Annotated in this window: 16 protein-coding genes and 1 tRNA gene; 12 read left to right on the top strand and 5 right to left on the bottom strand. The window is 71.9% G+C overall.

What is annotated here, in order from left to right:
- Positions 1 to 188: 188 nt before the first annotated feature.
- The 4 genes from QMK24_RS21450 to QMK24_RS21435 all read left to right on the top strand — a co-directional run bounded on the left by QMK24_RS21450 (position 189) and on the right by QMK24_RS21435 (position 2,685).
- Positions 189 to 1,754 (top strand): alpha/beta hydrolase, encoded by a 1,566-nt coding sequence (locus QMK24_RS21450; RefSeq protein ID WP_283468149.1) that lies wholly within the window; start codon positions 189 to 191, stop codon positions 1,752 to 1,754.
- A 104-nt stretch (positions 1,755 to 1,858) separates the two neighbouring features.
- Positions 1,859 to 1,932: transfer RNA gene (locus QMK24_RS21445), tRNA-Thr, on the top strand.
- A 192-nt stretch (positions 1,933 to 2,124) separates the two neighbouring features.
- Positions 2,125 to 2,316, top strand: a complete 192-nt coding sequence (locus tag QMK24_RS21440; protein ID WP_283468146.1) for a DUF1059 domain-containing protein — start codon at positions 2,125 to 2,127, stop codon at positions 2,314 to 2,316.
- A 96-nt stretch (positions 2,317 to 2,412) separates the two neighbouring features.
- Entirely contained in the window at positions 2,413 to 2,685 is a 273-nt protein-coding gene (locus tag QMK24_RS21435) for a hypothetical protein (RefSeq protein WP_283468144.1), read from the top strand.
- 19 nt (positions 2,686 to 2,704) lie between these two features.
- On the opposite strand, the gene QMK24_RS21430 is transcribed toward QMK24_RS21435, so the two are convergent.
- Positions 2,705 to 3,238: an Lrp/AsnC family transcriptional regulator gene (locus QMK24_RS21430; RefSeq protein WP_283468143.1), complete on the bottom strand. Its 534-nt coding sequence runs from the start codon at positions 3,236 to 3,238 to the stop codon at positions 2,705 to 2,707.
- 99 nt (positions 3,239 to 3,337) lie between these two features.
- Here QMK24_RS21430 and QMK24_RS21425 point away from each other — a divergent pair, with 99 nt between their 5' ends.
- Both QMK24_RS21425 and QMK24_RS21420 read left to right on the top strand, forming a co-directional pair.
- Positions 3,338 to 4,351 (top strand): NAD-dependent epimerase/dehydratase family protein, encoded by a 1,014-nt coding sequence (locus tag QMK24_RS21425; protein WP_283468174.1) that lies wholly within the window; start codon positions 3,338 to 3,340, stop codon positions 4,349 to 4,351.
- A 269-nt stretch (positions 4,352 to 4,620) separates the two neighbouring features.
- Positions 4,621 to 5,598, top strand: coding sequence for a zinc-binding dehydrogenase (locus QMK24_RS21420; protein WP_283468142.1), 978 nt, complete (start codon positions 4,621 to 4,623; stop codon positions 5,596 to 5,598).
- Between the two features lie 92 nt (positions 5,599 to 5,690).
- Here the strand turns inward: QMK24_RS21420 and QMK24_RS21415 are convergent, their stop codons facing one another.
- The gene (locus QMK24_RS21415) at positions 5,691 to 6,233 is read right to left on the bottom strand and encodes a GNAT family N-acetyltransferase (protein WP_283468141.1); all 543 of its coding nucleotides are present in this window, start codon (positions 6,231 to 6,233) and stop codon (positions 5,691 to 5,693) included.
- A gap of 119 nt (positions 6,234 to 6,352) precedes the next feature.
- On the opposite strand from QMK24_RS21415, the gene QMK24_RS21410 reads away from it, so the two are divergent.
- The 3 genes from QMK24_RS21410 to tatA all read left to right on the top strand — a co-directional run bounded on the left by QMK24_RS21410 (position 6,353) and on the right by tatA (position 8,513).
- Positions 6,353 to 6,892 carry a GtrA domain-containing protein gene (locus tag QMK24_RS21410; RefSeq protein WP_283468140.1) on the top strand — a complete coding sequence of 180 codons (540 nt, stop codon included), beginning with the start codon at positions 6,353 to 6,355 and terminating at the stop codon, positions 6,890 to 6,892.
- Between the two features lie 122 nt (positions 6,893 to 7,014).
- Complete coding sequence (locus QMK24_RS21405) at positions 7,015 to 8,100, top strand: hypothetical protein (protein WP_283468139.1); 1,086 nt, start codon at positions 7,015 to 7,017, stop codon at positions 8,098 to 8,100.
- A 146-nt stretch (positions 8,101 to 8,246) separates the two neighbouring features.
- The gene (tatA, locus tag QMK24_RS21400) at positions 8,247 to 8,513 is read left to right on the top strand and encodes a Sec-independent protein translocase subunit TatA (RefSeq protein WP_283468138.1); all 267 of its coding nucleotides are present in this window, start codon (positions 8,247 to 8,249) and stop codon (positions 8,511 to 8,513) included.
- 140 nt (positions 8,514 to 8,653) lie between these two features.
- On the opposite strand, the gene QMK24_RS21395 is transcribed toward tatA, so the two are convergent.
- Together QMK24_RS21395 and QMK24_RS21390 are read right to left on the bottom strand one after the other, a co-directional pair.
- The gene (locus QMK24_RS21395; protein ID WP_283468137.1) at positions 8,654 to 9,244 is read right to left on the bottom strand and encodes a phosphatase PAP2 family protein; all 591 of its coding nucleotides are present in this window, start codon (positions 9,242 to 9,244) and stop codon (positions 8,654 to 8,656) included.
- A complete protein-coding gene (locus tag QMK24_RS21390) occupies positions 9,241 to 9,948 on the bottom strand; it encodes a DedA family protein (protein WP_283468136.1) in 708 nt (235 codons plus the stop codon). Before QMK24_RS21390 ends, QMK24_RS21395 begins: the two co-directional genes overlap by 4 nt.
- Positions 9,949 to 10,063: 115 nt before the next feature.
- Between QMK24_RS21390 and QMK24_RS21385 the strand changes: the two genes are divergently transcribed.
- From QMK24_RS21385 to QMK24_RS21375, 3 genes are all read left to right on the top strand, one after another.
- Entirely contained in the window at positions 10,064 to 10,495 is a 432-nt protein-coding gene (locus QMK24_RS21385) for a BlaI/MecI/CopY family transcriptional regulator (RefSeq protein WP_283468134.1), read from the top strand.
- A complete protein-coding gene (locus QMK24_RS21380) occupies positions 10,492 to 11,433 on the top strand; it encodes a M56 family metallopeptidase (RefSeq protein ID WP_283468132.1) in 942 nt (313 codons plus the stop codon). Before QMK24_RS21385 ends, QMK24_RS21380 begins: the two co-directional genes overlap by 4 nt.
- A gap of 97 nt (positions 11,434 to 11,530) precedes the next feature.
- Entirely contained in the window at positions 11,531 to 12,766 is a 1,236-nt protein-coding gene (locus QMK24_RS21375) for a DUF2786 domain-containing protein (protein ID WP_283468129.1), read from the top strand.
- A gap of 78 nt (positions 12,767 to 12,844) precedes the next feature.
- Here QMK24_RS21375 and QMK24_RS21370 read toward each other — a convergent pair whose 3' ends face one another.
- The gene (locus QMK24_RS21370) at positions 12,845 to 14,539 is read right to left on the bottom strand and encodes a vWA domain-containing protein (protein WP_502962634.1); all 1,695 of its coding nucleotides are present in this window, start codon (positions 14,537 to 14,539) and stop codon (positions 12,845 to 12,847) included.
- Between the last annotated feature and the right edge of the window lie 131 nt (positions 14,540 to 14,670).

Raw genomic sequence — 14,670 nt, 5'->3', positions numbered from 1 at the left:
GAGCCGGCCAGGGAGAGCCGGCCAGGGAGAGCCCGAGAGTCCCAGCCCGCAGCTCCCCGGCCCGCGAATCCCCCGCACGAGCGTCCCCAAACAGCCTATAAATAGCCCATAAGTGGGCGGCGGAGACAGGTCCGACCCTGTGGGGACGGATACGCTCCGATCACCCGACGGGAGGACCCGAGCCGCCGATGGACTCCAAGAACCTGCTCCGTATTCCCGCCACCGTCCTCGCGGTGGCGGGCATGCTGATCTCCGGATGCAGCACCGGGGGCCATGGCCGCAGCCCCTCCGCCTCCACCAGCATCACGGCCGGCTCGCTCGGCCCCCTCCCGTCGGCCGCCGCCGTCGACCTCGCGCCGTACTACGGACAGAAACTGAGCTGGCACTCGTGCGGCGTCCCCGGCTTCGAGTGCGCCACGATGAAGGCCCCGCTGGACTACGGGCACCCCGTCGCGGCCGATGACCTCAAGCTCGCCGTCGCCCGCAAGAAGGCCGCGGGCCCCGGCAAACGCCTCGGTTCACTGCTGGTCAACCCCGGCGGCCCCGGCGGCTCCGCCATCGACTACCTGCAGTACGCGGCCCTCGGCTACCCCGCCTCCATCACCTCCCGCTACGACATGGCCGCCCTCGACCCGCGCGGTGTCGCCCGCAGCGAGCCCGTCGAGTGCCTCACCAATCCGCAGATGGACGTCTTCACCGCCGTCGACAGCACCCCCGACGACGCCGCCGAGACCGGCAAGCTCGTCACCGCGGACACCGCTTTCGCAGCCGGCTGCAAGCAGCGTTCCGCCAAGATCCTCGGTCATGTCTCGACCGTCGAATCGGCCCGTGACATGGACCTCCTGCGCGCCCTGCTCGGCGACGACAAGCTCACGTACGTCGGCAAGTCGTACGGCACCTTCCTCGGCGCGACCTACGCCGGGCTCTTCCCGCAGCGCGTCGGCCGGCTCGTCCTCGACGGCGCCATCGACCCCTCCGTCTCGGCCCTCGACAGCAGCCGCACTCAGGCCGGCGGATTCGAGACCGCCTTCACGGCCTTCGCCAACGACTGCGTCGGGCACGCCGACTGCCCTCTCGGCACCAAGAGCGCCACCGACGCCGGCCACCGCCTCGACGACCTCTTCCGCGCCCTCGACGCCAAGCCGCTCCCCACCGGCCAGGCCGGCCGCCCCCTCACCGAGGCCCTCGGCACCACCGGCGTGATCTCCGCGATGTACGACCAGGGCTCATGGCCGACCCTCCGCGGCGCCCTCACCAAGGCCGAGCAGGGCGACGGCGCCGGCCTCCTCAAGCTCTCCGACGATTACTACGAGCGCGACAGCGCCGGCAAGTACTCCAACCTCATGTACGCCAACGCGGCCGTCAACTGCCTTGACCTCCCGCCGGCCCTCTCCTCCCCCGACGACGTCGAGCGCGCCCTCCCCTCCTTCCGCTCCGCCTCTCCCCACTTCGGCGTCGGCCTCGCCTGGGCCAGCCTGATCTGCGGTTACTGGACGGTCCCCGCCACCGGCAAACCCCAGCGCATCGAAGCCAAGGGCGCGGCCCCGATCCTCGTCGTCGGCACCATCCGCGACCCGGCCACCCCGTACTCCTGGGCCGTGTCCCTCGCCTCCCAGCTCTCCTCCGGCGCCCTCCTCACCTACAACGGCGACGGCCACACCGCCTATGGGCGTGGCTCCGACTGCATCGACACCGCCGTGAACCTCTACCTCCTCGAAGGCACCACCCCACCCAAGAACAAAAAGTGCGACTGACCCGCTGACCTGCACCTCCACCCGATCCACCCCTGCGCAGAGCACCCCCGACAACCCTGTAGACTTGGCGCCGCTGCTCCCGCCACACTGGCTGCGCGCAGTATGCCGCCTTAGCTCAGTTGGCCAGAGCAACGCACTCGTAATGCGTAGGTCTCGGGTTCGAATCCCGAAGGCGGCTCCGTGCTTGGAAGGCCCCGGTCAGCTCGCTGACCGGGGCCTTTGCGTTCTCCGGCTGATGTTTTGGCTTGCGCTGCCCTCGCGCTCTCCTCGCGGCGTGGCTACATTTGAGGTATATGACCCCAATGCCCACCCACATGACCTTCAGGACCGGTTCCGGACGGCGGCGGCGCGGGCGGCTAGGAGGATTGTCATGCGTAAGGTGGCCGACTGTCGCGACATGCCCAGTGAATCCGGGTGCACCCTGACCATCAGTGGCGAGGAAGCGGAAGTCGTCCGTGCGGCAGCGGAGCACGCTGCGTCGGTGCACGGGCACACGGACAGCGACGAACTGCGGGGGCAGATCCGCGGGATGCTGAAGGACGAGGTTCCGCAGCACGCGTGAAGCCGCGAGCATGCGTGAAGCCGCGAGCATGCGTGAAGCCGCCCGTTCGGCTCTGTCCGGGGTGCGGAAGGCGGCGGATGCGCTGAGGGTGGGCGTATGGCGACCAACGGGATGACTGTGCACGGAATCGACATCGACACGAAGATGCTCACGGTGGGAGTGGCCGTCACGGGTGTCGCGGCCTTCCTGGGGCTGGCGGGGACGGTGATCGTCGCCGTCACGCTCTTGAACGCCGGACGGGGGTACGTCCGTCAGATGGAGGTACCGCCGTCCGAACGGGCGGCCCGTGCCCTCCGGCAGGCGAAGGCGGTCTCCCAGGCCGCCTCGCAGGCGGGCGCCGAAGCCTGGCGGTCCGCCGACGTGGCCTGACCGAACGAGCGGATGGGGCTCAGCGCCCCGCTTCGGAGCGGTCGATCGGCGTGATGACCTTCCGCTCGACCGGGGAGGACAGCACGATCGACGTCGTCGTGCGGCCGAGGGCCGAGATCATCTCGAGCATCTCCTCGAGATGCGAGGTGCCGGCCACGGCGACCTTGAGGATCCAGCAGTCCTCACCGACGACGTGATGCACCTCCAGGATCTCGGGGCGCGCCATCAGCTCCAGGGTCCTGGGGTGCCGCAGCGTGTAACCGCCGTGCGGGGACACCCGGACGAAGGCGAGCATGCCGTAGCCGAGTCGGTCGGGCGCGACCACGGCGGAGTATCCGGTGATGGTGCCGTTGCTCTCCAGCCGGCGGATCCGCTCGGCCACGGCCGCCGGGCTGAGACTCACGCGCCGGCCGAGCTCACTGAGAGTGATCCGGCCCTCGGCCTGGACGAGTTCGAGCAGCCGCGTATCGACGCTGTCGAGCGCGACCGAGGAATCGTGAGTGAGACCCCGCAGATGGCGTGGTTCTTTCGGCAGCGCCGCTGAATCTCCCATGATCTCCCCTTCAGATGTCGGGTCGAGACCGTAACACTTGGGGTGGACAGCAGGGGTTGCCTGCCTGGTGGGGGAAGGGTTCGGTTCATGTACGACTCCATGCGTGACGTGTGCATCATCGGTGGCAGCCGCTACTTCGGGAAGCGGCTGATGCTGCGGCTCCGCGACGCGGGCGTCAACGTCACGGTCATCAACCGCGGCTCGTCGCCGGCGCCGCCGGGCGTCACCCATCTCGTCGCGGACCGTGACGACGAGGCCGCCCTCGAAGCCGCCCTGGGGGAACGTCACTTCGATGTCGTCATCGACCAGGTCTGCTACACACCACGGCAGGCGGCCATCGCCAAGCGCGTCTTCCGCGGCCGCACCACGCGCTACGTCATGACGTCCACCATGGAGGTCTATGACCCCGCGACGTTCTACGACCCCGCGACGTTCGACGCGACCGCGCCGGCCGTTTCACCGCTCGCAGCGGTAGCGCCGGCCGTGGTCGGCCGTCCCGTCACCGAGGGCACGGTGGATCCCGGCGCTTGGCCGGTCCGCCTCGATCTGCCGTGGGGCGAGGAGCAGTTCAGGGAGCGGATCGGCGACGCCCGGTACTACGCAGAGGGGAAGCGGCAGGCGGAGGCGGTGTTCAGCCAGGACCCGGCGTTCGCGTATGTCTCCGTGCGCAGCGCGCACGTGCTGGGAGGGGGCGCGGAGGAGTTCACCGGGCGGCTGTACCACTACGTGGACCGGGTGGGTACGGGGCGGCCGGTCGTCGTTCACCGTGAGGACCACCCGTCCACGTTCATCAATGACCGTGAGATCGCCGAGTTCCTGTTCTGGGCGGCGGGCGCCGACTTCACCGGGCCGGTCAACGCCAACTCCCACGGCGAGTTGAGCGCTACGGAGCTGTGCGCGCTCGTCGCGGCGCAGGTCGGGGCGGAACGTCCGACGTATGCCTACGCGGGCGGCGCGGGCGATGAGGTGTCGCCGTTCTCGTTCGACCGTTACTACGCGATGGACAACTCGCGGGCCACCGGGCTGGGTTTCACGTTCTCGAAGACCGCGGACTGGCTGCCCGGCGCCATCGCCGAGACGGCCGCGGCGATCACCACCGCGAAGGGCCTGTAGCCGTGCGAGAAGTAGCTCCCAATAGCGCGCGCCGGATCCGGGAGGTCCCGGTCAGTGCCATCGGCCTCGGGGCCATGCCCCTGTCCATCGAGCGACGGCCGGACGAGGCCAGGGCGGCCGCCGTCGGTGAACTGACCCTGAGTGAAGTGGAGTTGGTACGACTCGACTCCGTCTGAACGTCCGCCGTCTCCGCTGCTTGACATGAACTTCGGTTCAAGTCCGAGACTCGTCCACAGAGACGAAGTGCAGGGCGGCGGTCGCGGGGAGTGATGAGTGTGCGGGTAGTACAGGTGACACGGTTCGGTGGCCCCGAGGTCCTGGTGACGACGCAGGCGGCGGACCCGGTCCCCGGGCCGCGGGAGGTCGTCGTCGGGGTCGAGGCCGCCGACGTGATCCTCTTCGAAGCACGGATCCGGGAGGGCTTGGCCAAGGACTTCATGCCGGTACGGCCGCCGTACGTGCCGGGGGGCGCGGTGGCCGGGCGGGTGCTCTCCGTCGGCGAGGGCGTCGAGACGGGCTGGATCGGCCGGCCCGTCGCCGTCAGGACCGGTGACCGCGGTGGATACGCCGAGCAGGTCCTGGTCCCCGCCGACGCGCTGATCGCCGTCCCCGCCGGGCTCGGCCTGCGGGAGGCGGCCGCGCTGATGCACGACGGTCCGACCGCACTGGGCCTCGCGGAGGCCGCCCGGACGAAGCCGGGGGAGTGGGTGCTGGTCACCGGGGCGGCCGGCGGTCTCGGCATCCTCATGGTGCAGCTGGCGCTGGCGGCCGGGGAACGGGTCATCGCGGCAGCCCGCGGCAAGCGGAAGCTGGACCTCCTGCTGGAGCTGGGCGCCCACGCCGTCGTCGACTACTCGCTGCCGGGCTGGGAGGACCGAGTGCGCGAGGCGACCGGCGGCGCCGGGCCCGACATGGTCTACGACGGCGTCGGTGGCGACATCGGGCTGGCCGCGTTCGAACTGACCGCCCGCGGCGGGCAGTTCTCCGCACACGGCGCGGCCACCGGCGGCTTCGCGCCCCTCGATCCGGAGGAGGCACGGCGGCGCGAGGTGACCGTACGCGGCATCGAGCAGGTGCAGTTCGCGCCGGACGTCGCCGAACGACTGGCCGAGCGCGCGCTGTCCGAGGCGGCCGCGGGCCGGATCAGACCGGTCGTCGGGCAGACGTTCCCGCTGGAGCACGCCGCCGACGCTCACATCGCGATGGAGGCCCGCACCGTGATCGGGAAGACGCTGCTGCTGCCCTGACCAGCGTCATGACTAGGGCGGTAGCCAGGGCCTGCGGCCAGGCATGACCCCGGCCACCGGCCCCGCCCGTCCGTCGTTTGTCCGGCTCTCCGCTATTCCGCGAGGCTGCGGCTCCACGCTTCCAGCACCGAACGGTCGGGCCGGCGCCGGACCTCGCCGGTCTTCTCCCAGCCCCACTCCCGGTACGCGGCCAGTGCCGGAGGGTTCGGGGTCTCGACGAGAACGGCCGCCACGGCCGCGTCGCTGCGCGACAGCAGCATGTCCTGCAGCCGGCCTGCGACCCCGAGGCGGCGGTGGGAGGGCAGTACCAGCAGCTCCACGACGGCGAAAACCTGGCCCGAGGCGGTGTGCTCCTCGAGGTCCTGGGGGACACCGCCGACGAATCCCTGCCACCACTCTCCGCCGCGATCGGGAGGAAAGCCGTATGCGAAGCCCACTAGCGCCGGGTCGCTGGCGATCGTCATATCGAATCCCGGATGCTGCACGTGCTCCGCGAAGCGCCGCAGAAAGCCCTGCCGACTGTGGAACTCCTCGCCTTGGGCGCCCCGGTAGGACTCGACGTACATGTCTGCGAAGGCCTCCCGTTGCGCCTCGGCCTGCCACCGGCTCAGACGCCGTAGAAACACCTCTGTCATGCATTCCTCCTGCGATCACACCCATCGTGACAGCTCGGCGGGCACCGTGTCAGCGGGCGGTCGGTGACCGGTCGGCGGAAGTCAGCGCGCTGTCAGTGGGTTACGGGAGTCTTGGGGACATGAAGACCACGGGGAGCACCGAGCGGAGCACCGAGCGGAGTACCGACCGGCAGACCGGGAAGCCCGGCACGACCGGGCCGATCGCAGCCTTCGTGCGGTTCGTCGTCTGCGGCGGCGGCGTGGGGCTGCTGTCCAGCGACGTCATGCTGATCCTGTCGGGCTGGTTGCCGCTGGCGCTCGCCAACGCGCTGGTGACCGTCGGCTCCACCCTGCTGGCCACCGAGCTGCACGGCCGCTTCACCTTCCGCGCCGGACGCGCCCAGCTGAGCGACCACCTCAAGTCCGGTCTCACCGCCGCGATCTGCTACCTGTTCACGACTGCCGCGCTGCTCACCTTGCACGCGGTGCACCCGAACCCGGGTCCGCTGCTGGAGCAGAGCGTGTACCTCTCGGCCTCGGGCCTCGCCGGTATCGGCCGCTTCGTCGCGCTGCGCGTCATCGTCTTCGCCAAGGGCGGCACCAAGCCCGCCCCGTCCGCCGCTCCCGCTCCCGCCCTCGCCCCGGCTCTCGGCCAGGGATCGGTCGCGGTCGCCGCGTAGGTTGCGGAAATCCTCCCGCGCCGTGAAGCATTCAGGCACCTCTGACGCGTCAATGAGGTGTACACGGCGAATGGGGGGTGCATGCGGCACACGCCGTACGCCATACGAAACGGTGGTTCCCCATGCCCTTCGACCCCTTTGCCCCCGTCGACCCGTCCGACTCCTTCGAAGACGAGCTCGGCCGTGCCCTCTGCCGCACCGGCGGCACCTTCGGCACCTTCGGCACCGACAACAGGGCGATGGTGGACGGCGGTACGGCCCGTGGCCGGGTCATGCGGCTGCGCCGCAGGGCCGCCGTCGCGGGCGGCGCCGCGACGCTCACCCTGGTGGGCGTCGGCGGTCTCATGGCGGGCGGGGCGCCGGGTTCTATCGGGCACCACGTCGAGGAGGGGTCGGCCGCGCAGGGCGGAGTGAAGCCGCTCGCCGACGCGTCGGGCGAACGGATCGACGCACAACGGATGATCAAACTGCTGACGTCGGCGCTGCCGCCGGGCACGACCACCGGCGAGGACGGTCGCGGCATCGGCGGTGACGGGGCGGACGGCCCGCCCGGAGCCCCGTACGCGGGGGTGGTGTTCAACGACGGGAAGGGCACAGGGCTCGTCACCGTCAGCCTGAACCGGGTGGCCGCCGGGCAGAGGGAGGGCGGTACGAAGTGCCCGGACCGCACGTATGTGCCGTTCGACGCGTGCGACACGACCGTGCTCGCCGACGGATCCGTACTGATCCTGCTCAAGGGCTACGAGTACCCCGACCGCCGCGTGGACACCAAGAACTGGCGCGCCACCCTCACCACCCGCGACGGCCGCGTCGTCGACGCGCAGGAGTGGAACTCGCCGGCCGAGAAGGGGGCGCCCGACACCCGGATCGACCCGCCGCTGACTCCCGCGCAGCTGACCGCGCTGGTGAACGCGGAGATCTGGCAGCCGGTGTTCGACGCCCTCCCGCCGCTCAAGGTGCCGGAGACCGCGCCCGGCAGTGCCGGGGCGAAGTCCTCCCCGTCCGGTGCCGAGATCGCCGCCACCCTCAAGCGGCTGGTCCCGGCAGGGCTGCACCTCGGCGACGCGGACGCCACGGACGGTTTCGCCCATGCGACCGTGGACGACGGGCACGGCAAGAGCCTGGTCGAGGTCACCGTGGATCACTGGTCGCTCAAGGGCTCCCAGCCTGCAGCGCGAGGGGGTGCGCGCCGCCGCCGCGATCCGTAGCCATCGGATGTACGCCCAGCCTTTGCCGATGCTTTGAGCACTGAGGGGCTGATTGGACCCGCGTTCGGGTGACAATGCGACAGTCGACGCATATCTTCAGGCAGCTCCCTTGGCCTGGCACATCTCTACGCGAAGCGAGGATCCCCGTGTTGCGAAACGCGATCGAGCCGTGGCACCTGATCGTGGTAGCGCTGGTTCTGATCATGCTGTTCGGTTCCAAGAAGCTGCCCGACGCCGCCCGCGGTCTGGGCAAGTCCATGCGCATCCTGAAGTCCGAGGCGCGTGCGCTGAAGGCCGATGACGCCTCCGCGACCGCAGCCACCGCTTCCACGGTCACCGGCACCGCCACCGCTTCGGCCCCCGCCGACGCCGTGCCCGCTCCCGGGGCGGCCGGCACCGCGCACACCTCGTAGTCACCCGGTGCCAGCATCTCCGTGACGGACGGTTGGGAAACGGGCGGGGGCGGAGCCGGTGACGCTGAACGGGCGGACCGGATGGGCCTGGCCGGACGGGCTGAATTCAGCCCGTCCGGCGCCTGAGGATGAACCGGCTGCTAGACCGCTCTGAGCAGCGGCCTCAGCCGCGTGCCGCGCAGTCGCTCGACGACAGGGGCGGCGCGGTGCGCGTGGTGGACGACCGGCCAGGCGACGAGCGCGCCGACGACCACGCCGACGAGCACGTCGTGCGGATAGTGCACCCCGATCCAGACCCGGGACGCGGCCATGAGCAGTGCGGCGGGTACCGCGATCATGAGTCCGAGCCGCCGGTCGACGAGCAGTATCGCGACAGCCGCCGCCGCGGCGATGGCGGCATGGTTGCTGGGGAACGACCAGTCGCCGGGCGCCGGGCAGGTCTCGACGGTGACGGTGTGCAGCGTCTGGCACGGCCGCTGCTCATCGAAGATCATCTTGATGACGTCGTTCACGGCGTAGGCGACGACGACGGCGATCGGAACGGACAGTGCGGTCGCCATCCGGGCCGCGCTGCCCCGCCGGGCCCGCCACCAGATGATGAGCATGAGGACGGCGAACACCGCGAGTCCGTAGTCGCTCCCCACCCGGATCAGGGTGTCGACCGGTCGCGGGACGCGCTGGGCGAGATCGGTGATCCAGGTGTAGAGACCCGCGTCGAACTGGGAGGTCACCGGCCCTCCAGGGCGTCCGCGCCCGCTTCGGCCTTGGCACGGCCACGTGAGCGGTACACCTCGAGCGCGAGCGGGGTGAGCGAGACGATGACGATGAGCGCGACCATCGGCAGCAGGTACTTGTCGACATGCGGCACCGAGGAGCCGAGCGCGTAGCCGCCGAGCACGAGGCCGACCGACCAGACCAGGCCGCCGATGATCTGCCAGAGGGCGAAGGTGCGCGCGGGCACGTTCAGCACGCCGGCCATCGGATTCAGCACGGTACGGACGACGGGTACGAAGCGCGCGAGGACCACGGCCTTGGCATACCCGTACCGCTCCAGCAGCTCAGCCGCCCTGCTGACGCCACCGTGCAGATGGGGATTGCGGATCCGGGCGAGCAGCGGGGGGCCGCCGCGCCTGCCGATCCAGTAGCCGGTCTGCGCACCGGCCAGCGCACCGGCCGCCGCGGCGACGAGGACCTGCCAGAGCGAGAGATGCAGCACATCGGACGCGCCGGGAACGCACAGCAGCCCGGCGGTGAACAGCAGCGAGTCCCCGGGCAGGAAGAAACCGATGAGCAGGCCGGTTTCTGCGAACAGCACTACGGCGATGCCGATCGGGCCGAACGTGGCCAGCAGGTCGTTGGCGTCGAGAACGTTGACTGCCAGTGGTACCGCCTGGGGAACGGTGTCCAGCAGGGGCATGGCCAGGGGCACGGGCATTGGCGGAGGGCCCTCCCATAATGGGTTGCGGGGGCGATCTGCGCCGCACCCGGCCGACTACAGTCGCGTAGACGGTCTACAGCACTGTAGACGAACCAGGTGGAAGGGGCGTTCCTTGCCAGAGACACATCCGGCGCGGCGCCCGCCGGGCGAGCTGGAAGCGAGCGTCCTGGCGGCGCTCTGGTCCGCCGGCGGCCCGCTCACCCCCGCCGACATCCAGCGCGACCTCGGGCGTGCCCTCGCCCGCACCACCGTCGCCACCATCCTGGCCCGCCTGCACGACAAGGGCGCCGTCGCCAGGACCCGGTCCGGCCGCGGCTACGCGTACACGCCCACCCAGGACTCGCCGGGCCTCGCCGCCCGGCGGATGCGCACCGAGCTGGACAAGGAGGACGACCGGGGGACGGTACTGGCCCGCTTCGTGTCCCAGCTGAGTTCGGACGACGAGCAGCTGCTCCGCGCCCTGCTGGACGACGCGGAGCCGGGTCCGGACGGCCAGGACGGCCGGGACGGTCCGGCCGGTCCGGCGGGGGGCGGGCCCCGGTGAACCCCGACGTCATCCCGCCGCTGCTGATACCGCTGCTCGCCGTCCCCCTCGCCCGCCGGCTCGCGGCGGGGCTCGCACCGCGCGCCGCCGCCTGGCTGCTGGCCTGCACCGCCGCCGTCCTGGCCGTGACTAGCACCGTGGCCCTGGCGCTCCTGGTCGCCCAGGGCGCCCTCCTGCTGCCGCCGGTGGCCGCCCTCGGCCACCTCACGCTGCCGCTGATCGGTGCCGGGTCCGACGGATTCGACGTCACCGTTCCCGCCGCCTGCGTCGCCGCGGCCCTGCTCGCCGCCTGCGCGGGGGCCGTGATCCTCGCCATACGCCGCTACCGCGCCGAAATGGCCCGCGCCCACGCCGCCACCCGCGCCTGCGTGCCCGCGGGCGAACTCGCCGTCCTGCAGGACAGCGACCCCGACGCCTACGCCCTGCCGGGGCGCCCCGGCAGGATCGTCGTCACCACTGGCATGCTGCGCGCCCTGGCGCCCGGTGAGCGCGAAGCGCTGCTCGCCCATGAGCGCGCCCACCTCGTGGGCCGCCACCACCTCTTCATCGTCGTCGCCGCCCTCGCCGCCACCTGCCACCCCCTGCTGCGGGGCCTGCGCGCCCCGCTCTCGTACGCCCTGGAACGCTGGGCCGACGAATCCGCCGCCGCCGCCATCGGTGACCGCCGCCTCGCGGCACGCGCCGTCGGCCGCGCCGCCCTCGCGGCCCGCACGGTCAGTTCCGGCCGCCCCAGCGCCGCGCTCGCCATGAGCACCGGCCCCGTCCCGCGCCGCGTCGCGGCCCTCCTGCACGCCGTGCCGCCCGTCGACCTCCGGCGCTCCCGCGGCCCCCGGCTCGTCGCGGCCCTGCTCGCCGGCTGTCTTCTGCTGTCCGCCGCCGCGGCCGTCGAGGGCGCCACCGACCTGCACGAGATCGTGGAGACGGCCCAGGGCGAGTAGGGCTGCGGGCTCCCGCAGAATTGGTCCTGTGGGAGAGCTGCGGGACGCAGGGGAAGACGCAGCGCAGGACGATGCGCAGGACGATGCGGAAGACGGCATGGAAAACGTGATCGAGCAGGCGTACCTCGGTGCGCTCAACGCGGCGGACGCCGACGCCGAGGACGCCATCGACTTGGGCGCTTCGGCACTGGCCGCCGCCGGCGGCTCCGCCGGCCCGGACGGCGCCGACGCCGCGAGCCGCGCGCTGATCGCCCTCACCGACCGGCTCGTACGGGCCTGCTGGACCCGTGGCTGGCAACCCGCCGACCTGGTGCGCATCGCCCGCCGCCGGCTCACGGACGGGCACGCCCGGCTCACCGCCGACCTGATCGCCGCCGAAGCCCGCACCGCCCCCGCCACCGCCCCGCCGCGCGACCCGCGCTGGTCCGTGCAGCTCCGCGAGCTGGACGCGACCGGCCCCTGGAACGGCGACGGCACCCTCCTCGACGCCCACGGCCGGCGCGAACGGCTCGATCGGTTCTCCGCCGCCGTCTCCGTCCTGGAACTCCTGCGACTCCTCGGACGGCTGCCCCGCATCACCCCCGCGGCGGCGCCCGTCCCGGCGGCCGGCACCGACGCCGCCCGCCACGCGCCCGCCATGCTCGGCCGGATCCGCGCGCTGCTCGCCAAGGCCGAATCCACCGACTTCCCGGAGGAAGCCGAGGCACTCAGCTCGAAAGCCCAGCAGCTCATGGCCCGGCACAGCATCGACGAAGCCCTCATCGCCGACTCCGGCGGGGGCGCGGGCGGTACGGGCGGACCCGGTGCCTGCCGTATCGGGATCGACCATCCCTACGAAGCCGCCAAGGCGCTGCTCCTCGACGCCGTGGCGGCGGCAAACCGCTGCCAGGCCGTCTGGGCGGGCGACTTCGGCTTCTCCACGGTCGTCGGCTTCGAACCCGACCTGGAAGCCGTCGAGTTGCTCTACACCTCGCTGCTCGTCCAGGCGGACGCCGCCATGCTGCGGGCCCCCGGCGCAGACTCGCGGGGCCGCAACGGCAAGGCCCGGCACGGTGGTTCCCGGTCGAAGGACTTCCGGCAGTCCTTCCTCGTCGCCTACGCCGGCCGCATCCGCGAACGCCTCGCCGACGCCACCGAGCAGGCCACCCACGAGGCCGGCCTTCCCGCCGACCGGCTCCTTCCCGCTCTCGCCGCGCGCGATCTCGCGGTCCGCGACACCACGACGCGGATGTTCCCGACCACCACCTCCCACCGCATCAAGGGCCGCGACCCCGAAGGCTGGACCCACGGCACCGCCGCCGCCGACTGCGCCGTCCTCGGCGGCGACCGGTAGCGACGGCGGGGTGGCCGTGCCGTCCTTGCATTGGCCCGTCAGCCCGTCAGCCCGTCAGCCCGTCAGCCCGTCAGCGCGTCAGCCCGCCAGGCGCTGCGCCCGCTGGACGGCCTGGGACAGGTCGCGTACGGCGGGGTCCTCGGTGGAGGTGGCCAGGGCGGTCGCCTGCCGGCTGAGGGCGGAGAGGCCGGGGGAGCCCGGGATGGGGGAGCCGCCGGCGCGGGTGCGGAGCCAGTCGGCGAAGTAGGCCGCCGTGGCGTCGACCTGGAGGCGTTTGGCGGCCGAGGTCCAGAGCGGTGCGGCGAGCGCGGCGGCCTCGATGCTGCCGGTCTGCTCGTGCGGGGCCCGGGTGGAGGGATCGAGCCAGCGGACGGTGGCGGTGGCGACGTGGCCCGCGGCCCCCGGCTTGAGGCGGACGGCGTAGAGAGCCGTGACGGTGTGGCCGGGGCCGACCTCGCCGCCGTCGACCTTGTCGTTGCGGAAGTCGCCGTTGGCGACGGCCCGGTCGTCGAAGCCGATCAGCCGGAATTCGATGACATTCTGCGGGTCGAAGGCGACCTGCGCCTTGGCGTCGCGGGCCCGCAGATCGACGTTGGCGGGCAGTTGCTCGGTGAAGAGCGCGCGGGCAGCCGCCGGGTCGGAGACGTACGTGGTGTGGCCGTCGCCCTTGTCGGCGAGCTGTTCCATGAGCTTGTCGCCGTACTGGCTGCCCACACCCACACCGAAGAGGGTGATGCCGTTGTCGCGCCGCGCGGTCCCGATCCGGTCGAGGATCGCTGCGGCGGTGGTGTCGCCGGAGTTGGCGAGGCCGTCGGAGAGCAGGACGACGCGGTTGGTGACGCCGGGCCGCGCGGCCTTGACCGCCTCGTTGTAGCCGACCTGCACGCCTGCGGCGAGGTTCGTCTCGTCGCGCGGTTCCAGGCCGTCGACGACCGAGTGGATGTGGCCACGGCTCCCGGTGTCGCCCAGCCGGGTCATGGGCAGATCGACCGTGGCGTCGCCGCTGAAGGTGACGATCGCGAGGGAGTCTTCCGGGCGCAGCGTGTCGATGGAACTGCCGAGGGCCTGTTTGACGAGGTCGAGCCTGCCGGGCTCGGCCATCGAGCCCGATACGTCCACGACGAACGTCAGGGCGGCGGGCGGCCGGTACTCCGACTGGGCGGCACGGGTGGCGAGACCGACGCGCAGCAGCGACCAGCCGCCCTCGCCGTCGCGACGGGCCCCGTCGTTGGTGACGCCGCCGGTGCCGGTCGGGTCGATGCCGGCCCCGTCGGTACGGGCGCCGTCGGTGGTGACGGAGAAGCCGTCGCCCTCGGGCTGGGGATAGTCCTGCCGGAAGCTGTTGACGAACTCCTCCGGCCGCACGGTGGCGGCCGCGGGCAGCCGCCCGCCGGCCAGGGTGCGCTTGGCGTAGCCGTACGAGGCGGTGTCGACGTCCAGCGCGAACGTGGACAGGTAGCTGGGCGCCGGTGCGCGCTTCTGCGCGCCGTCCTTTTCGTCGGCCGCTGCGGCGCCGTCCGTGCCGTTCGCGTTCGGCGTGGCGGCCGGGCCCCCTTTCAGGTTGGGTGGCGCGGGCGCCGGTGGGGCGGGGACGTTGTTGCGGCCGCCGTTCCGTGACGCGTCAGGGGTTCCACTGCTGCATCCGGCGAGCAGCAGCCCGCCGGCCACCACCGCCGCCACGGCGACATGACGCGCGTTCCCGTACCGCTTCCCGTACCGCTTCCCGTACCGCTTCCCGTACCGCTTCCCGTACCGCTTCCCGTACCGGTTCATGTTCCGCTTCGATTCCCGCTTCATGCGGTCCCCCTCGGACTCGTCGGCCTTTGCCAATGGGACGGCCTGGGGTGCGGTCCGGAGGCATCGGAGGAATTGCGGAAGCATCTCAATGGGGCAACGGCCGGGCG

It is taken from the genome of Streptomyces sp. PH10-H1, assembly GCF_030063355.1.
Classification (GTDB): Bacteria; Actinomycetota; Actinomycetes; order Streptomycetales; family Streptomycetaceae; genus Actinacidiphila.
The sequence above is the reverse complement of the archived record's forward strand: the minus strand, read 5'-3'. Positions and strand labels throughout refer to the sequence as shown.